The sequence below is a fragment of the Streptomyces sp. NPDC005181 genome (assembly GCF_040608395.1).
Taxonomy (GTDB): Bacteria; Actinomycetota; Actinomycetes; order Streptomycetales; family Streptomycetaceae; genus Streptomyces.
The window spans coordinates 53,940-72,239 of sequence record NZ_JBEXID010000020.1 but is presented as its reverse complement, the minus strand read 5'-3'; the positions used below and the strand labels follow the sequence as shown (position 1 = coordinate 72,239).

The 18,300-nt window shown below is 71.3% G+C and carries 17 protein-coding genes and 2 pseudogenes; 13 read left to right on the top strand and 6 right to left on the bottom strand.

From position 1 onward, the window contains the following. Positions 1–107 precede the first annotated feature (107 nt). Entirely contained in the window at positions 108–1,907 is a 1,800-nt protein-coding gene (locus ABZV38_RS15955) for an MFS transporter (RefSeq protein ID WP_356327402.1), read from the top strand. Here ABZV38_RS15955 and pepE read toward each other — a convergent pair. Beyond that, positions 1,870–2,463: pseudogene (gene pepE, locus ABZV38_RS15950) on the bottom strand (dipeptidase PepE); the annotation flags it as partial. The gene ABZV38_RS15955 and the pseudogene pepE sit on opposite strands and share 38 nt — an antisense overlap. Before the next feature lie 155 nt (positions 2,464–2,618). Between pepE and ABZV38_RS15945 the strand changes: the two are divergent. The 4 genes from ABZV38_RS15945 (at position 2,619) to ABZV38_RS15930 (ending at position 6,404) form a co-directional block, all read left to right on the top strand. Then, entirely contained in the window at positions 2,619–3,263 is a 645-nt protein-coding gene (locus ABZV38_RS15945) for a class I SAM-dependent methyltransferase (protein WP_356327400.1), read from the top strand. A gap of 35 nt (positions 3,264–3,298) precedes the next feature. After that, a complete protein-coding gene (locus ABZV38_RS15940) occupies positions 3,299–4,246 on the top strand; it encodes an N-acetylmuramoyl-L-alanine amidase (RefSeq protein WP_356327399.1) in 948 nt (315 codons plus the stop codon). Between the two features lie 220 nt (positions 4,247–4,466). Continuing rightward, complete coding sequence (locus ABZV38_RS15935; protein ID WP_356327463.1) at positions 4,467–5,279, top strand: hypothetical protein; 813 nt, start codon at positions 4,467–4,469, stop codon at positions 5,277–5,279. Between the two features lie 111 nt (positions 5,280–5,390). Beyond that, complete coding sequence (locus ABZV38_RS15930; RefSeq protein WP_356327397.1) at positions 5,391–6,404, top strand: LLM class F420-dependent oxidoreductase; 1,014 nt, start codon at positions 5,391–5,393, stop codon at positions 6,402–6,404. A 9-nt stretch (positions 6,405–6,413) separates the two neighbouring features. Here the strand turns inward: ABZV38_RS15930 and ABZV38_RS15925 are convergent, their stop codons facing one another. Both ABZV38_RS15925 and ABZV38_RS15920 read right to left on the bottom strand, forming a co-directional pair. Continuing rightward, positions 6,414–7,190 carry a maleylpyruvate isomerase family mycothiol-dependent enzyme gene (locus ABZV38_RS15925; protein ID WP_356327396.1) on the bottom strand — a complete coding sequence of 259 codons (777 nt, stop codon included), beginning with the start codon at positions 7,188–7,190 and terminating at the stop codon, positions 6,414–6,416. Positions 7,191–7,230: 40 nt separating this feature from the next. Continuing rightward, positions 7,231–7,782, bottom strand: a complete 552-nt coding sequence (locus ABZV38_RS15920; protein ID WP_356327394.1) for a hypothetical protein — start codon at positions 7,780–7,782, stop codon at positions 7,231–7,233. 152 nt (positions 7,783–7,934) lie between these two features. Between ABZV38_RS15920 and ABZV38_RS15915 the strand changes: the two genes are divergently transcribed. Further along, a complete protein-coding gene (locus tag ABZV38_RS15915) occupies positions 7,935–8,228 on the top strand; it encodes a hypothetical protein (protein WP_356327392.1) in 294 nt (97 codons plus the stop codon). 39 nt (positions 8,229–8,267) lie between these two features. On the opposite strand, the gene ABZV38_RS15910 is transcribed toward ABZV38_RS15915, so the two are convergent. The 3 genes from ABZV38_RS15910 to ABZV38_RS15900 all read right to left on the bottom strand — a co-directional run bounded on the left by ABZV38_RS15910 (position 8,268) and on the right by ABZV38_RS15900 (position 11,509). Continuing rightward, positions 8,268–9,344: a prenyltransferase gene (locus ABZV38_RS15910; RefSeq protein WP_356327390.1), complete on the bottom strand. Its 1,077-nt coding sequence runs from the start codon at positions 9,342–9,344 to the stop codon at positions 8,268–8,270. After that, entirely contained in the window at positions 9,341–10,105 is a 765-nt protein-coding gene (locus tag ABZV38_RS15905) for a class I SAM-dependent methyltransferase (RefSeq protein ID WP_356327389.1), read from the bottom strand. The genes ABZV38_RS15910 and ABZV38_RS15905 overlap by 4 nt, the downstream gene beginning before the upstream one ends. Before the next feature lie 72 nt (positions 10,106–10,177). After that, on the bottom strand, positions 10,178–11,509 hold the full coding sequence (locus ABZV38_RS15900; RefSeq protein ID WP_356327388.1) for a glycosyltransferase family 4 protein: 1,332 nt from the start codon (positions 11,507–11,509) through the stop codon (positions 10,178–10,180). Between the two features lie 229 nt (positions 11,510–11,738). Between ABZV38_RS15900 and ABZV38_RS15895 the strand changes: the two genes are divergently transcribed. The 7 genes and pseudogenes from ABZV38_RS15895 (at position 11,739) to ABZV38_RS15865 (ending at position 18,282) form a co-directional block, all read left to right on the top strand. Then, positions 11,739–12,356, top strand: coding sequence for a TetR family transcriptional regulator (locus tag ABZV38_RS15895; protein ID WP_356327386.1), 618 nt, complete (start codon positions 11,739–11,741; stop codon positions 12,354–12,356). A gap of 197 nt (positions 12,357–12,553) precedes the next feature. After that, positions 12,554–13,801: pseudogene (locus ABZV38_RS15890) on the top strand (substrate-binding domain-containing protein). A gap of 3 nt (positions 13,802–13,804) precedes the next feature. After that, complete coding sequence (locus ABZV38_RS15885) at positions 13,805–14,596, top strand: ABC transporter ATP-binding protein (protein ID WP_356327385.1); 792 nt, start codon at positions 13,805–13,807, stop codon at positions 14,594–14,596. Next, a complete protein-coding gene (locus ABZV38_RS15880) occupies positions 14,593–15,339 on the top strand; it encodes an ABC transporter ATP-binding protein (RefSeq protein ID WP_356327384.1) in 747 nt (248 codons plus the stop codon). The genes ABZV38_RS15885 and ABZV38_RS15880 overlap by 4 nt, the downstream gene beginning before the upstream one ends. Beyond that, entirely contained in the window at positions 15,339–16,226 is an 888-nt protein-coding gene (locus tag ABZV38_RS15875; RefSeq protein ID WP_356327383.1) for a branched-chain amino acid ABC transporter permease, read from the top strand. Before ABZV38_RS15880 ends, ABZV38_RS15875 begins: the two co-directional genes overlap by 1 nt. Next, on the top strand, positions 16,223–17,380 hold the full coding sequence (locus ABZV38_RS15870; RefSeq protein WP_356327382.1) for a branched-chain amino acid ABC transporter permease: 1,158 nt from the start codon (positions 16,223–16,225) through the stop codon (positions 17,378–17,380). Before ABZV38_RS15875 ends, ABZV38_RS15870 begins: the two co-directional genes overlap by 4 nt. Then, entirely contained in the window at positions 17,377–18,282 is a 906-nt protein-coding gene (locus tag ABZV38_RS15865) for an alpha/beta hydrolase (RefSeq protein ID WP_356327381.1), read from the top strand. The genes ABZV38_RS15870 and ABZV38_RS15865 overlap by 4 nt, the downstream gene beginning before the upstream one ends. Positions 18,283–18,300: the final 18 nt, after the last annotated feature.

The following is an 18,300-nucleotide window of genomic DNA, read 5'->3' as shown; positions in this document are numbered from 1 at the left end:
GACATCCAAAAGGTTGCACCCTGCACGCACCTGGCGGTCACCGCTGCCCGCCGCCGGACCTCACGCCACCCCCACCCCTCTCCTTCCGCTGCCCGGAGGCCGCACGTATGCCACCAACGACGAACGATCAGCACGCCGGGGAGCAGCCGCTCCCCGATCCGCGGGAGCACCGCGCGGGTGGCGGTGTCGTCCCCGTTCTCGCCTTCGCGGGTATCACCGTCGCGGTGATGCAGACCCTGCTCGTCCCCGTCATCAAGGACCTGCCCGCCCTTCTCCACACCGATCCGTCCAACGCCACCTGGGTGCTGACCGCGACGCTGCTCGCAGGCGCCGTCGCCACACCGATCATGGGCCGGCTCGGCGACCTCTACGGCAAGCGGAAGATGCTGCTCACCAGCCTCGCCGTCATGGTGATCGGCTCGCTGATATGCGCCTTCACCGATGAGCTCGTGGTCATGATCGTGGGGCGGGCGCTCCAGGGCTTCGCCATGGGCGCCATCCCGCTGGGCATCGGCATCATGCGCGACGAGCTTCCGCGCGAGAAACTCGGCTCGGCAATGGCGCTGATGAGCTCCTCGATCGGGGTGGGCGGCGGGCTCGCGCTGCCCGCCGCCGCGCTGGTCGCCCAGCACGCCGACTGGCACACGCTGTTCCTCGGCGCGGCCGGCCTCGGGGTGCTGTCGATGGCGCTGACCGTCCTCGCCGTACCGGAGACCTCGCTGCGCGCGCCCGGCCGGTTCGATCTGCCAGGCGCGCTCGGGCTCTCGCTCGGCCTGGTCTGTCTGCTGCTGCCGATCACCAAGGGCAGCGACTGGGGCTGGACCTCGGCCACCACGCTCGGACTGATCGCCGCGTCCCTGGTGATCCTGGGGCTGTGGGGGCTCTTCGAGCTGCGCAGCCCGGCGCCGCTGGTCGATCTGCGGACCTCGTCCCGGCGCGAGGTGCTGCTCACCAACCTCACCTCGGTGATGGTCGGCGTCGCGTTCTACGCGGTCTCGCTCGTACTGCCGCAGCTGCTCCAGTTGCCGGCGTCGACCGGGTACGGACTGGGGCAGTCGATGGTCGTGGCAGGGCTGTGCGTGGCGCCGCTGGGTCTGACGATGATGTTCGTCGCCCCGCTGTACGCCCGTCTGTCGGCCCGCCGCGGCCCCAAGGTGTCGCTGATGCTCGGCATGCTGATCATCGCGATCGGCTACGGCGCGGGGCTCGGTCTGATGAGTGCCGTCTGGCAGACCGTGGTGATCGCGGTGGTGCTCGGGGCCGGTATCGGGCTCGCGTACTCCTCGCTGCCCGCGCTGATCATCGGGGCCGTCGATCCGTCGGAGACCGGTGCGGCCAACGGTCTGAACACCCTGATGCGGTCGATCGGCACCTCGGTGTCGAGCGCCGTGATCGGCATGGTGCTGGCCAACACCTCGGTACGTATGGGCCCGGCGGAGGTGCCGTCGATGGAGGGGTTCCGGACCTCGTTCATGATCGCGACGGGTGCGGTGGTGATCGGTCTGGTACTGGCCGCGTTCCTGCCGTCGCAGCGCGACGCTCTGCGACCGGCGCTGCTGGCGAGCAGCACGGACGAGGCGGCGCCCACCCAGGAGGGCTCGCGTCCGGTCACCGGTTCGGGCGGCTTCCGGGGCAGGGTGCTGGAGGCGGACGGTACGCCGGTGGCCCGCGCCAACGTCACGCTGATCGACCGGCTGGGACGGCAGGCGGGGCTCACCGTGACGGACGAAGCCGGCCGGTACACCCTGGCCGCGCCGTCCACCGGCACCTTCGTACTGGCCGGATCCGCCACCGGATACGCGCCGCGCGCCTGCCCGGCGACGTACCCGGCGAACGGCCTGCCGGCCGAGATCGACCTCGTACTGACGGTCAGCGCACCGGAGCGTCGAACCGCGGTGCCGTCGTGAGCAGATGAGAGACGTCCGACCCCACCGGGAGCTCCCTCGGCTCGGCGCCGCGGGTGAACAGCCGGGCGGGGCGGGCGCCCTGTACCCGGGCCTGGCGGCCGTCGACCCGCAGCCATGACCCCTCGCGCAGGCCGAGCACCGGCACGTCGTTCTCCTCCAGGAACTCGGTGAGCCGCTCCTCGCGGGTCTCGCCCTTGTGGGTGCTGTCCGGGTCCGGGTCCGGATAGTGCGGGTTGATCTGGAACGGGACGAGGCCGAGCGTCCCGAAGGACGGCGGCTGCACGATGGGCATGTCGTCGGTGGTACGGAGGGTGGGAGGAGCCATGTTCGCACCCGCGCTGGCTCCCATGTACGGCAGTCCGTCACGCGCGGCCTCGATGACGGCGTCGCGCAGACCGGTGCGGCAGAGGGCGCTCAGCAGCCGGAAGGAGTTGCCGCCGCCGATGAACACGGCGTCGGACGCGGCGAGTTCGGCGGCCGGATCGGCGTTCTCGTGGACGCCGCGGACGGTGATGCCGGACGGCGCCAAGGCGTCGCGGACGCGTGCGGTGTAGGTGGCGTCGAACTCGTTCCGGCGGGGGCATACGGCATTCCCTGCGAGCACCGGATCGATCTCGCACATCATGGGGCGGCACCCCCGCCGACACCCCCGACCAGGCCATACGGCACCATGGGGCGCCGTTCGATCCCCGTACCGCCAGGAGGAACCCCGTGGCCGCCGAGCCCAAGCCCGAGATTCTCGCCGCCTTTCAGGCCGCCAAGGGCTTCATGCCGGTGGTCGAGGGGCTCGCCCTCTACACGGCCGCCACCGACGCCGCCGCGCTCGGTCTGCCGCTGCTGGAGGTCGGGACGTACTGCGGGCGGTCCACGATCCTGCTCGCCGATGCCGCCCGGGCGGCAGGTGTGACAGCGCTCACCGTCGACCATCACCGTGGCAGCGAGGAGCAGCAGCCCGGCTGGGAATACCACGACCCGACCGTCGTGGACCCGGAGGTCGGCCGGATGGACACGCTGCCGACATTCCGCCGCACCCTGCACGCGGCCGGGCTCGAAGACCATGTCGTGGCGCTCGTCGGCCGGTCCCCGCAGGTCGCCGCCGTCTGGGGCGGGAAACTCGGCTTCGTCTTCATCGACGGCGGGCACACCGACGAGCATGCGAACGGCGACTACGAGGGCTGGGCGCCGCATCTCACCGAGGGTGGGCTGCTCGTGATCCACGACGTGTTCCCCGATCCCGCGCACGGCGGTCAGGCCCCGTACCGGGTGTATCTGCGGGCGCTGGAGTCCGGGGCGTTCACCGAGGTGTCCGTCACGGACTCGCTGCGCGTCCTGCGCCGTACGGGAACGGGGATCTGAGCCGGTCGGTCCCGGCGCCCCGATAGCATCGCGGCGTGCCGTACGACGACAGCGTTCCTCCCACCGCCCCGCACCGCCGGCCCCTGTTCGTCGCCGCCGCGCTCGCAGCCATGTGCCTGAGTGCCACAGGCTGCGGCGCGGGCGGTGACAGCGGCGGGGCACAGGCCCAGCCCCCGCAGGGGAGCAGCGGCACCTCCGCCGCGCCGCCGTCGGCCTCGCCGTCGAAGAGCGCTCCGGTGCCGGAGAAGACGTCCGCATCGCCGACTCCGTCCGCGCCGCCCTCGAAGTCCACGGGCGGCCGGGCGCCAGGGCCGCTGGCCGGGAAGACCGTCGTCATCGATCCCGGGCACAACCCGAACAACCGTCTGCACACCCGCGAGATCAGCCGCCAGGTGGACATCGGCACCACGCACAAGGAGTGCGACACCACCGGCACGTCCACCAACTCCGGTTACCCGGAAGCCCAGTTCACGCTGGATGTGTCGCACCGGCTGCGCGCGCTGCTCCAGGCGCAGGGGGCGAAGGTGATCCTGACGTACGACAACGACCGCCCGTACGGCCCATGCGTCGACGAGCGGGCCCGAATCGGCAACAACGCCAAGGCCGATGCGGTCGTCTCGGTGCACGCGGACGGTTCCGCGGTCGGCAACCGGGGGTTCCATGTGATTCTTCCCGCACTCGTGCGCGGCGGGGCCGCCGACACGTCGAGGATCGTGGATCCGTCGCGCGATCTCGGCACCCGGATCGCGGGCCTCTTCGTCCGCGCCACCGGAAGTGCGCCTTCCAATTACGTGGGCAGCAATACGGGGTTGGACATCCGTAGTGATCTGGGTGGGCTGAATTTGTCGACCGAGCCCAAGGTGTTCATCGAGTGCGGCAATATGCGTGATCCGAAGGACGCCGCTCTGCTCACCAGCGCAAGCTGGCGTCAAAAGGCCGCACAGGGCATTGCGGACGGCATCAGTTCCTACCTCAAGGGGTAAGGAGCGGAGGTTGTGCGGTGGCATTCCGGGGGATGACCGCCCAACGTCCGGACCAGGACGCAACCCGTCCAGGCAGACGATAGATTCATCCGTACGATGGGGAGCCGCCCCCGAGCTTCGCCCCGTGCCCGCCGTACCGGCGGCAGCGACGACCGCCCCGACGAGACGACCGACTAAGGACCTTCACGTGAATATCCGCTCCCTCACTCGAGGCGATGGCGTGGTGATCGGCGCAGCGGTGGTGCTGTTCATCGCCTCTTTCCTCGATTTCATCTCCTACACCGGTCTCAGCGGAGCACCGAACGCCTGGGATTCGCTGGGCAACGCGATCGGCGTCTACATGGTCGGGGTGGCCGGTGCGGCTCTGATCGTGCTCTCCCGTTCACAGCCGCAGCCCCGCAAGGTCGCGGGTCTGGACCTCGGCCAGTTCGGTGTCGCGGCCACGGTCTTCACCGCGTGGAACATCCTCTGGACGATCATCGACCTCGGTGAGGTCGATGCCGGTGCCGGACTCATTCTCGGCCTGATCGCCGCACTGGTGCTCGCCGGCGGCGCGGTTGCGACGCCGCTCGTCCCGGCGCTCAAGGCCCCCCTGATGGGTGCCCCGCGTCCGCAAGCCGTGCAGCCGCCGTACGGTGGCCAGCCGCAGCCGGGCCAGGGTTACGGCTACCCCGGCGCCCAGCAGCAGCCGTACGGTGCCCAGCCGGGCCAGCAGCAGCCGTACGGTGCCCAGCCGCAGCCCGGTCAGCCCGATCCCACCATGGCGCACGCTCAGCACGCTCAGCACGCTCAGCAGGCGCAGCAGGCCCCGCAGGGCGGCCCGGCGCCGGCCGGTGACTTCGCGCCGTTCTGGTTCGCGGTGCCGGTGGCCCGTCCGCTGTACGGCGAGGACGGTTCGCCGAGCCCGATCGCCGAACTGGCGCCGGGCACCTGGTACCTCGCGGTGGAGCAGCGCGGTCCGGGCCTCATCGCCCAGACCCAGGACGGCCGTCGCGGTGTGCTTCAGGACACCACGGGCATCCAGCGCGGCTGACCACAGCCCCTTTCTGCGGCCCCTCGCCCCTTCCGGGCGGGGGGCCGCTGTCGTACCCTCCGTCCGTGCGATCGATCTGATACCTCGTCACATATGCTCGGAGGGACCGGTATGCGGCTCGGACTCGCTCTCGGCTACTGGGGCCGCGGCCCGAACCCCGCCCATCTGGAGCTCGCCCGTGAGGCGGAGCGGCTGGGCTACGACTCGGTCTGGACGGCGGAGGCCTGGGGCTCCGACGCCTTCACCCCGCTGACCTGGATTGCCGCCCACACCTCCCGCATCCGGCTCGGCACCGGCATCGCTCAGATGGCGGCGCGCACCCCGACCGCGACCGCCATGCACGCGCTGACCCTCGACCATCTCTCCGGCGGCCGGATGTTGCTCGGGCTCGGGCTCTCCGGTCCGCAGGTGGTGGAGGGCTGGTACGGGCGCCCGTTCCCGAAGAGTCCGCTGACCGCCACCCGTGAGTACGTCGAGATCATCCGTCAAGTGCTCAGGCGTGAGGCCCCTGTTGAGCTGTCCGGTCGCTTCCATTCGCATCCGTACAGCGGTCCGGACGCGACCGGCCACGGCAGACCGCTGAAGCCGATCACCCATCCGCTGCGAGCCGGGCTTCCCGTACTCCTGGGCGCGGAGGGGCCGAAGAACATCGCGCAGACGACGCGGATCGCGGACGGCTGGCTGCCGCTGTACTGGTCGCCGCTGCGGACCGATGTGTACGAGGCTTCGCTGGCCGGTCTCCCCGACGGCTTCATGATCGCGCCGATGGCCCGCGCGCACGTCTGTGACGATGTCGCGGAGGGGCTGCTGCCGGTGAAGGCGATGCTCGGCTTCTACATCGGGGGGATGGGGCATGCCGCCCGCAACTTCCATGCCGACCTGATGGCCCGGATGGGCTTCGAGGAGGAGGCGCGGCGGATCCAGCGGCTGTTCCTGGAGGGCCGCAAGGAGGAGGCGGTGCTGGCCGTGCCGGACGCGTTCGCCGACGAGATCTCGCTCGTCGGACCGCGTGAACGGGTCGCTGAGCGGCTGGAGTTGTGGCGCAAGGGCCCGGTGACCGACCTGCTGGTCACGGCACCGGACCCCCACACGCTGCGCGTACTGGCAGATCTCAACAACGCCTGAGTGCCGGCCTCATGCGAACCTCGCCCGCTCCAGCCAGAAGTCCAGCAGCTCCCGCTTCCCCAGCACCTCGACGCGCCCGCTGTCCACGCCCTGGCGCCGGTTGAACACCAGCATCAGATCGGTCAGCGGCCCGCGCACCGCGACCGTCGCCTTCTCGTGCGCCCGCCGCCAGGTGAAACGGTCGTCGCCGAACTCGATCAGCCACTCCGCGCCGGGGGTGTCCGTGGCATGCAGATGAAGGGACCGGCCGGCCCCGCGGAGCTCCATGGCCTCCCTGTCCCCCTCGGACTGGGCGAAGGTGACGATCTCCAGCCATTCGTCGATCGTGTCGGCCGCCAGCTCGGGCGCCACCTCGTAGTCGGCGTTCACCGTGACGGCCGCATCCGCGCGGTGGACGACCGTCTCGTGGGCCATGCGCCGCGCCCAGAATCCGGTGCTCCGGTCCCATGCCCAGGCCCAGACCGGCTGCCCGGCACCGGCCTCGCGCAGGGCGGCGACGGTTTTCGCGGCCCCGTCGGCCAGCCACGCGTCAAGCACCGCGGAGTCGTCACCGTCCGGCGTGAACTGCGGCACCCGCTCGTCCGGGACCGCCTCGGTCGCCCGGGTACGGACGATCTCGTTGACCCAGCGGTGGGCGCCGCCGAGGTGGACGGCAAGGTCGCGCAGCGTCCACTCGGGGCAGGTCGGAACCTTCGCGTCGAGGTCCGCGCCGCTGATCACGGCTCTCAGTCCGTCGGTCTGACGGAGGATCTCTTCGCAGTAGTGATCGTGTGCCAGAAGCGTCATGACGGCACCCTATTGCTCGTGTGACGCCTCCCCCATACGGTTATCCGCCGAGCTGGGAGGTGGACGGCACCTTGTCCTTCACCTCGGCGCCCGCACTCTTGCCGGCGTCCTTGATGTTGGTGATGACGTCTTCGAAGGCGCCGACGTCCCCCGCGCCCGCCTGGCCGTTGCGGAGCTTGGTGCCGAGTCCCTTGAGCGACTCGATGCCCGCCGTCAGCGGTGCGACCGCCTTCGACAGCAGCGGGTCGCCCTTGGCGTTCTCCGCTGCCGCCTTGAGCCGGTTGTAGGCGAAGCCGCCCGCGAGTCCGGCCTTGACCAGTGCGAACGTCCGTCCGTCCGCGCCCTTCTTGAACTTGCCCGCACGGTACGGCTTGATGATCCACTGGTACACCGCACCCGCTGCGAGCCCGGCGTTGGCGACGAATCGCGTCTTGGCGAGCTTCTGCTTCTCCGCAGACGCCGTACCGCTCGGTGAAGCGGAGGCGCTCGCACTCTTGCCGGAGTCGTTGCCGCACGCCGTGGCACTCACCAGTACCGTGCAGGACAACAGCAGCGCCACGAACAGACGGCGGAGCGGTACGGAACTGGGCACAGCGGGCCTCCCTGACCGGGCACATCACGGTGAGATCTACGGTGAGTGACCGGGCTCGGCACTCCCGGCCAGGCTCACCCCGGTCCGGGTGCCGCGCCACTCAAGAGGTGCCGACCGGGTTTCGGACCGCGGAAAACGGCAACTCGATATCTATGTCTCCTGGAACAGGCACGAGAAGCAGCACCGCCGCACGTGTCATAGTCGTGGTGGCCGATGTCATGGCCTTCATCCTCGGCTTGTGGATCCTGATGTACCTGCTGGAAGCGAACCGGGGCAACGACCTCGTGGACTTCGTCAGGGGTACCGCCCGCTGGCTGGCCGGCTGGTCGTACGACCTGTTCACGTTCGACGAGGCGTGGGCGCGGGTCGTCTCCGGATACGGCCTCGCCGCCGTCGTCTATCTCTTCGTCGGGCATACGGTGGCGGGCCGAATCCGCCGTCTCTGATCTGCCGGCTCGACCCGGGCGCCCCCTCGGAGGCGCCCTCTAGCGGGCGCAGCAGTCCGGCTCCAGGCCCGTCGGCAGCCGTTCGCCGCTGAAGACCGCGGTGGTCGCCTCGTCGCCCCCCAGGGCGGCCACGGCGAGCAGCAGCGATCCGGCGGTCCAGGTGGTGAGCTCCTCCGGCCAGAACGCCCGGTTGCCCTCGAAGACGTATCCCGTCCAGTACATGCCGCCCTCGGCGCGCAGATGCTGGATGGACTGAAGGATCTCCAGCGCCCGGTCGGATTCCCCCATCACCCAGAGTGCCAGGGCGAGTTCACAGCTCTCGCCGCCCGTCACCCACGGGTTGGGCAGCACGCAGCGCACCCCGAGGCCGGGGACGACGAAGCGGTCCCAGGCTTCCTCTATCCGTTCCTTGGCGGCCACTCCGGTGAGCGCGCCGCCGAGGACCGGGTAGTACCAGTCCATCGAGTAGCGGCTCTTGTCGAGGAAGCGTTCGGGGTGGTTGCGGATCGCGTGCGCGAGCGCTCCGGTCGCCAGCTCCCAGTCGGGCTGCGGCTCTTCGCGCTGCTCGGCGATGGCGAGTGCGCAGCGCAGTGCCTGGTGGATGGAGGAGCAGCCGGTCAGCAGGGCGTCGTCGACGGGGCTGCCGTCGGGTTCGCGCTTCCAGCCGATCTGGCCGCCGGGCTGCTGGAGCCGCAGGACGAATTCGACGGCCGCGTAGACGGTCGGCCACATCCGGTCGATGAACCCGTCGTCGCCGGTGGCGAGGTAGTGGTGCCAGACGCCGACGGCCACGTACGCACAGAAGTTGGACTCCAGGCCCCGGTCGGTCGGCCGGTCCGGGTCGCCGTCGTGGTAGGCGGCGTACCAGGACCCGTCCTTGTTCTGGTGCCGGGCCAGCCAGTTGTACGCGCGTTCCGCGGCGGCGTGCTCGCCCGCGGCGTCCAGGGCCATGGCGGCCTCGGTGTGGTCCCACGGGTCGAGGTGGTGGCCGCGGAACCAGGGCAGGGCACCGTCCTCGCGCTGCACGGCGAGCAGCGCGGCGACGGTCTCCGTCGCCTGCTCCGCGGTGAGCACTCCGGGCAGCACGAGGTGTTCGGTCTGCTCGGGAGTGGTCACGCCTCGGCCTTCGACAGGTCATTCGCGGCAGCGGCAGCGGCCTTGGGCAGGTGCGGCTTGGTGGCGTAGGCGACGAAGCTCTTGCCGACGACCGGGTTGAGCAGTTGCTCGGCGACCCGGGTGACGGCCGGCTTCTTCATGATGTCCCAGACCAGCAGCTTGTGGTACGCACGGACCGGCAGCGCCTTGTCGTTGTCGACGCCGAACGCGCACTTGAGCCACCAGTAAGGCGAGTGCAGCGCGTGCGCGTGGTGGGTGCCGTACGGCTTGAGGCCGGCGCCGCGGATCTTGCCGAGGAGTTCGTCGGCCTTGTAGATGCGGATGTGGCCGCCCTCCACCTCGTGGTAGGCGTCGGAGAGCGTCCAGCAGACCTTCTCGGGACCGTACCGCGGCACGGTGATCGCGATCCGGCCGCCCGGCTTGAGGACCCGGACCATCTCGGCGAGCACACCCTTGTCGTCGGGGATGTGCTCCATCACCTCGGAGATGATGACGACATCGAAGGACTCGTCGGGGAACGGCAGGTTGAGCGCGTCGCCCTCCATCGCGGTGGCGGTGGCGCCCGCGGGGGCCTCCCCGGCCTCCTTCATCGCCGCGAACCACTTCGCGACCTCGCGGATCTCCTCGCCGTTCCGGTCGAGTGCCACGACCTGGGCGCCGCGCCGGTAGCACTCGAAGGCGTGGCGCCCGGCGCCGCAGCCCAGATCGAGCACTCGGTCGCCTGCGGCGAGCGGGAAGCGGGTGAAGTCCACGGTCAGCACAAGTGCCTGCTTTCGCGGTCGAGGGGGTTCAGGGGGCGGGGGCGGCGGGGACAGCGGGGGCGGGCTGCGGGGTCACCGTCGGCCGCCGGGTTGTGTGGTGGCGGCGCGGGCGGCGATCGCCTGTCGGTAGAGCTCCGCGGTGCCGATGGCCGCCTGCTTCCAGGTGAACCGGGCCAGCACCCGGGCGCGGCCCGCGGCGCCGAGCCGGGCCCGCAGCTCCGGGTCGCCGAGCAGCCGGGCGAGCGCCGCGGCCAGGGCCCCGGCGTCGGCGGGCTCCACGGCCAGACAGGTCTCGCCGTCCGGGCCCGCGACCTCGGGGATCGCACCGCCGGTGGTCGCGACGAGCGGGGTGCCGGTGGCCATGGCCTCCGCGGCGGGCAGCGAGAACCCTTCGTACAGCGAGGGGACGCAGGCGACCTCTGCGCTGCGCACCAGATCCACGAGTTCGGCGTCGCTGATGCCCTTGACGAACCGGACGGCGTCCTCGAGTCCGAACCGCTCGATGGCCTGCGCGACGGGTCCGTCCTCGGCCCGTTTGCCGACGACCACGAGGTGCGCCCGCGGGTTCTCGGTACGGAGTTTGGCGAGCGCCTCGACGAGGTGGACGAGGCCCTTCAGCGGGACGTCGGCGCTGGAGGTGGTGACGATCCGGCCGGGCACCTCGGCGACCGACGGGTCGGGCGACCACAGGTCGGTGTCCGCGCCGATGTGCACGACATGGATCCGGTCCTGCCGCACCCCGAGATGGTCGACGATCTCCTGCTTGGAGGAGCCGGAGACGGTGAGCACCGACGGCAGCCGGCGCGCGACCCGCTTCTGCATGCGGGTGAAGGCGTACCAGCGGCGTACGGAGGCGCGGCGGCGACGGCTGTCGGCGGCGTCCAGCTCCAGCTGCCGGTCGACGGTGATGGGGTGGTGAATGGTGGTGACGAGCGGGGCCCCGAGGTCCGCCAACAGCCCGTACCCGAGGGTCTGGTTGTCGTGGACGACGTCGAACTCGCCGCGACGAGCGGCGAGATGGCGGCGGACACGGAGGCTGAAGGTGAGTGGTTCCGGGAAGCCGCCGGTCCACATGGTGGCGACCTCGGCGGCGTCGATCCAGTCCCGGTACTCGCCGCGCTTCGGGGTGCGGAACGGGTCGGGCTGGCGGTAGAGGTCCAGGCTCGGCAACTCGGTGAGCGGCACGCCCTCGTCGAGTACGGGGTAGGGCTGGGCACCGATCACTTCGACGCTGTGGCCGAGGCGGGCGAGCTCGCGGCCCAGGTGACGTACGTACACGCCCTGGCCGCCGCAGAACGGGTTGCCCTTGTAGGTGAGGAGTGCGATGCGCAACGGTCGCCCGTCGGCGGCGGCCGACGTGTCGCTGCCCGTGCGGGGGCCCGTCTCTATGGCCTCAGCGGTCACACTCGGCCCCCTTCTCACTGCGTGTTCGCCGGAGCGTAACCGCTCACGCTAATCTAGAACAAGTTTCAGACTGGATCGTTCAATGAGCTACGAATCTACCGGCAGGTAGCGTCGACGCAACGGCCGGATCAGGTGATTCGCGCCACGACCGGCACCCTGGCATGCTGTGCGCCGCCGGGAGCCCACGCACCTCCCTCCGGTTGCGGACAGAAGCCATGGATGGGGACACATGACAGCGGAAGCCAAGCCGGCATCGCCGCCCCTGACGGAACGGCAGGAGGCCCGCCGCCGCCGCATCCTGCACGCCAGCGCCCAGCTCGCCAGCAGGGGCGGATTCGAGGCGGTGCAGATGCGCGAGGTGGCGGAGGCCGCCGGGGTCGCCCTGGGCACGCTGTACCGGTACTTCCCGTCCAAGATCCATCTGCTGGTCGCCACCATGCAGGACCAGCTCCAGCACATGCACGGGACGCTGCGCAAACGGCCTCCGGCCGGGGACGACGCGGCGCAGCGGGTCGCCGACACACTGATGCGGGCGTTCCGCGCGCTGCAGCGCGAGCCGCATCTGGCGGATGCCATGGTGCGGGCGCTGACCTTCGCGGACCGCAGCGTGAGCCCCGAGGTGGACACCGTCTCGCGGCTCACGACGGCGATCATCCTGGACTCGATGGGACTGGAGCATCCGACGCCCGAGCAACTGTCCGCGGTCCGGGTCATCGAGCACACCTGGCACTCGGCGCTGATCACCTGGCTGTCGGGGCGGGCGTCGATCGCCCAGGTGAAGATAGACATCGAGACGGTGTGCCGGCTGATCGACGTGACGACACCCCCGGACCCTTCGGACACTTAGGGGCTGTCCGGGCGATCGCCGGCGTCCGACGGGCCGGGGCCGGGTGGGGCTGTCCCCGCCTGCCCCCGCCTGCCGCCCCATGTGCGGTCGCCACATGCGCACCGCCTCAGGTGGGGCGCCCTGCACCATGTCGACGGTGCCACGGTGTTCATACGGTTCGGCGACATCACAGGAATCCCGCCGAGGAGCCGGTCACCATGCGTCGCAGAGCCACAGGCACCGTCCAGCACCGCAGATCCCTCTCCGCCGTCGTCACCCTGGCCGCCGCAGGACTCCTGCTGGCCGGCTGCACCGCCGCCGGAAAGGCGGGCGAGGCGGACTCCGCGTCCGGCAAGCGCGCATAGGGCCAGACCGTCAAGGTGGGGCTGGTCTACTCCCGGACCGGGCTGCTCGCGGACTACGGGAAGCAGTACCGCGACGGGTTCATGGCAGGCCTGGACTACGCGACGCACGGCACCGGCAAGGTCGCCGGGCACCGTATCGAGGTCACCGAGCAGGACGACGCGGGCGACCCGGGCAAGGCGGTCTCCGCCGCGAAGAACCTGATCGGCAAGGGCTACAAGGTGCTGGCCGGGACCACGGACTCCGGGGTCGCCCTGCAGATGGCGCCGCTCGCCGCTCAGAACAAGGTCCTGTACGTCAGCGGGCCCGCCGCCACCGACGCCGTGACCGGGATCAACGACTACACGTTCCGCTCCGGCCGGCAGTCCTACCAGGACATCCTCACCGCCGGGGCGATGCTCGGCGAGGCCGAGGGCAAGAAGGTCACCGTGCTGGCCCAGGACTCCACGTTCGGCCAGGCCAACGTCGCCGCGGTGAAGGCCGTCCTCGGTGGCAAGGGCGCGACGGTGGGCTCCGTGCTCGCCCCGCCGAGCGCCACGGACCTGACCCCGTTCGCCCGACAGGTGAAGGCCGCCGGTCCGGATCTGGTCTTCGTGGCCTGGGCGGGTTCCACCGCCCCCGCGCTGTGGACCGCGCTGGACCAGCAGGGTGTGCTGGGCGCGTCCAAGGTCGTCACCGGACTGGCCGGCACCGCCTCCTACCCGATCTTCGGCGCCGCCGGTTCCAAGGTCTCGTTCCTGGCGCACTACTTCCCCGGTGCGGGCGGCGGCAACGCCGTGGAGAAGTCGATGCTGGACTCGGTGACCAAGGCGGGCGGCACCCCTGACCTGTTCACGCCTGACGGCTTCACCGCCGCGCAGATGATCGTGCACGCGGTGGAGGAGGGCAGCGCCACCGATCCCGCCGCCATGGTGAAGGCCCTGGAGGACTGGACCTTCGACGGGGTGAAGGGCAAGGAGCAGGTCCGGGCCGAGGACCACGCCCTGATTCAGCCGATGTTCGTGGCGAAGCTGACGGGGAAGGGCGCCAACGCCGAGCCGAAACTGGTGACCACCGAGCCGATGGACAAGGTGGCACCGCCCGCGAAGCCCTCGGCGGGCTGACCGATGGCCGCACCGGACATCACGACGGAACACGGGAGCGGGGCGCGGACCACCGCCCCCGTGCTCCGGCTGGCCGGCCTCGGCTGGGGCGTCGGCGGCGCGACCATCGTCGAGGACATCACGCTGGACGTCCTCGAGGGCGAGTTCCTCGCCTTCATCGGCCCCAACGGGGCGGGCAAGACCTCACTGTTCAACCTGATCAGCGGGTTGACCACGGCCACCTCGGGCACCATCGCGCTGGACGGTACGGACATGACAGGCCGGCCCGCGCACGCCCGGGCCCGGTGCGGGATCGGCCGGACGTTCCAGACGTCCAGCCTGTGGCCGGGGATGACCGTGGCCGACCATGTCCGGCTGGCCGCGCAGGCCGCCCGGGGCGGTTCGTACCGCGTGTGGCGGCGCGCTTCTCCGTACACCGAGGACGTACGCGGCGTACTGGAGCGCACCGGGCTCGGCCACCGCGCCGGGGTCCTGGCGTCCGAGCTGTCGCACGGCGAGAAGCGGAAGCTGGAGCTGGCGGTGCTGCTGGTGGGAGAGCCGCGGCTGATCCTGCTCGACGAGCCGATGGCAGGAGTGAGCGCGGAGGAGGTCCCTGCGCTCACCGACCTGATCCGCACCCTGCACCGGGACGAGGGCCGCACCGTCCTCATGGTCGAGCACCACATGGACGTCCTGCTGGGGCTGGCCGACCGGCTCGCCGTGATGCACCACGGCCGGCTGCTTGCGCTGGACACCCCCGAGGCCGTGACCGCCGACCCGACCGTGCAGCAGGCGTACCTCGGGGAGGGGCTGTGACGACCGGAACGCTTCTCGCCGTACGGGACCTGCGGGTCCTCATCGGCGGCCGGCACATCCTGCACGGGGTGGACCTCGACGTCGCCCGGCACGGGGTGACCGCGCTCCTCGGCCGGAACGGCGCCGGGAAGACCACGACCGTACGCGGCATTCTCGGCCTCGTCCCGCGCACCGGCAGCGTCCGGCTCGACGGCGAGGAGACCGTGGCACTGCCCACCCACACGCTGGTCCGGCGGGGCATCGGCTACGCCCCCGAGGACCGCGGTGTCTTTGCCGGGCTGACCGTGGCGGAGAACCTGCGGCTGGCCGAGCGGCGCGGGGCGGGTGAGCCGGCGTACCCGCTCGTCCATGAACTCTTCCCCGAACTGAAGCGCCGGGAAAGGCAGTTGGCGGGGACGCTGTCCGGCGGTCAGCAGCAGATGGTCGCCATCGGCCGCACCCTCCTCAACGGCAACCGGCTGATCATCGCCGACGAACCCACCAAGGGACTGGCCCCCAAGGTGGTCACCGAGGTCGCCGAAGTGCTGGAGCGGGCCGCCGAGGCCGTGCCGGTGTTGCTCGTGGAGCAGAACCTCGCCGTCGTACGGCGCCTGGCCGCGCACTGCACCGTGCTCGCCGACGGCCGAACCGCCCATCAGGGCCCGGCCGGTGAGCTGCTGAGCGATGCGGAGGCGGCGCGCCGGCTGCTGGGCGTGGGGCACGGCCCGGCCACCGAAGCACCTTCCGTGGAGGCGGATTCCTGATGTCCACCGTCGTTCTGCTCACCATGACCGGACTCGGTCTGGGAGCGCTCTACTTCCTGATCGCCTCCGGGCTCTCGCTGATCTTCGGCCTGATGGATGTGCTCAACTTCGCGCACGGCGCGCTGCTTTCCATCGGCGCGTACGGCACCTGGTGGGCGGCGTCCGGGAACCTGCCGGGCGCGGGCCCGGGCGGCGCGGGCTTCGTCCTCGCGGTCCTCTTCGGTACGACGGTGGGCACCGTCGCCGCCGTGGTGCTGGAGCTCGCCGTCGTCCGCCCGCTGTACACCCGGCCGCGCGAGCAGGTGCTCGCCACGGTCGGGGTGGGGCTCGCCGTCCCGGCGCTGCTGTCGGGCATCTGGGGCTCGGACGCGCGGCCCTTCCCCGGGCCCGAGGCACTGTCCGGCACCTTCTCCCTGCTGGGCGCGGAAGTTCCGGTCAACCGCCTGGTGCTGGTCGCGGCCGCGGTTGTGGTGCTGGTCGCGCTGCGGCTCTTCCTCGGGCGGACCCGGCACGGACTGGTCGTACGGGCGGGGGTCGAGGACCGGGCGATGGTGGCCGCGCTCGGCATCGACGTACGGAAGGCGTTCACCCTCGTCTTCGCGATCGGCGGCTCGGCCGCCGCACTCGGCGGGGCGCTCGGCGGGCTGTACTTCGGCTCGGTCGACCCCCGGCAGGGCACCTCGCTGCTGATCTTCGCGTTCGTCGTGGTGGTCACCGGCGGCATGGGTTCGGTGACCGGCGCCGCCGTGGCGTCCGTCGTGATCGGCCTGGTCCAGCAGTTCGCCAACTACTACACCGCAGCGGGCCTCGGCGACCTGGCCGTCGTCGTCCTGCTCGCCGCGCTGCTGCTCGTACGGCCGCGCGGACTGACCGGGAGGCTCGCGTGAGCACCGTGACCGGGACACCCGACCGCACGAGCGGAACACCGGCGGCGCCGTCCGACGCGCCGGCCGGCGCCGGCACGGCCCGGCTGCTGCGCTGGTGGCCGGCCGCCGTGCTGGCGGTGCTGATCGTCGTGCCGTACAGCGCGCTGCCGCTGCCGGGCCTGCTCGACGGCCCCGTCGGTAGTGCGGGAAGCCTGCAACTCCTCGCCACCTGCCTGCTGTTCGGCGCCCTGGCCACCGGTTACGACCTGCTGCTCGGCCGTACCGGGCTGCTCTCCTTCGGGCATGCGCTGTACTTCGCCGCGGGCAGCTACGCCACCAACACGATCATGCTGGAGGCCGGTCTGCCGCTCGCCGTCTCGGCCCTGGTCGGCGTCTGCTTCGGGATCGCGCTCGCACTGGTGCTGGGGTCGGTGAGCCTGCGGGTCACCGGCATCGGCTTCTCCATGGTGACGCTGGCCTTCGCCCAGGCGGGCTCGATCCTGGTCTCCCGCAACCCCGGCGGCTTCACCGGTGGCGAGGAGGGCCGGGCCGCGCCCGCCGAGCTGCTGCCGTCCGGGTTCGTGGGCATCGAGCACACGGCCAACCTGTACTGGGTCGCGCTCGGCTATCTGGTGCTCACCCTGGCCGTTGTCCACTGGGCGGTCCGCTCCCCGACCGGGCGGGTCTGGGAGGGCATCAAGGAGAACGAGCGCCGGGTGGAGGTGCTGGGGCTGAAGCCGTACGGCTTCAAGCTGACGGCCTTCGTCCTGGCCGGTGCGCTGGCCGCGCTCGGCGGACTCGTCCATCTGCTGCTCACCGGCGGCTCCACACCCCAGACGACGACATCGGACTTCACACTGTCGCTGCTGGTGATGGTGGTGCTGGGCGGGTCGGGTACCCGCTGGGGGCCGATGGTCGGCGGAATCCTGTACACATGGGCCGATCACCGGCTCGGCGATCTCGCCGGCTCGGGTGCGGTCGCCGACCTGCCGGCGGTGCTGCGGGTGCCGCTCTCCCAGCCGCTGTTCCTCCTCGGTGTGCTGTTCGTGGCCGTGGTACATCTGCTGCCGGGCGGGCTGGCACGGCTGCCGTCCCGGCTGGGCTCCGCACTCCGTGCACCCAGAGGCGCAATCAGAGAGGGCGCAGCCGCCCGGAAGGAGAACCGGCGCTCATGACCCCGTACGAAGAGATACGTGTCCCGGTTGCCGGGGGCGAGCTGGCGGCGCTGCGCTGGCCGGCCCGGGAGCCCGGTGCGCCGGTGGTCGTGGCCCTGCACGGCATCACGGCCAACGCGCTCTCCTGGGGCACGGTCGCCGGGCTGCTGGCCGGACGGGTCACGCTGATCGCTCCGGATCTGCGCGGCCGGGCGGCGAGCGCCGGGCTGCCGGGACCGTACGGGATCGCGGCGCACGCCGATGACGTCGCCGCGCTGACCGGGGCGCTCGGCCTGGACCGGGTGGTGCTGGCCGGTCACTCGATGGGCGCGTTCGTCGCGGCCCTGGCCGCCGTACGGCATCCGGACCGGTTCGGTCCGCTGCTGCTCGTCGACGGCGGCGTCGGCTTCCCGGCCCCCACCCATCTGTCCCCGGACGAACTCATGACGGCGGTGATCGGCCCGGCCATGGACCGGCTGTCGATGACGTTCCCCGACCGCGCCGCCTACCGGGCGTTCTGGCAGGCGCACCCCGCGTTCGCCGGGGACGCCTGGTCGCCGGAGGTCGATGCGTACATCCAGCGCGACCTGGCGGGCGACGAGCCGACGATGCACTCCACCTGCCGGACCGAGGCGGTGCGCACGGACGGGATCGGCCTCTTCGACGACGAAGTGCTGTCGGCCGTAAGGAAGTTGCCCGTGCCGGCGACGCTGCTGTGGGCGGCGCGCGGCCTGATGGACGAGGAGCAGGGACTGTACGACGAGAAGCGACTGGCGGCGGCCGGTCTCGGGGACACGTGGGTGGAGCCGGTGGCGGTGCCGGACGTCAACCACTACACGGTGCTCACCGGGGACAAGGGCGGCCGGGAGATCGCCACACGAATGATGGCGCTGTCGACCCGGCCGAGCCCGTCCGGCGATTGAGGACAACGCGGTAGCCGG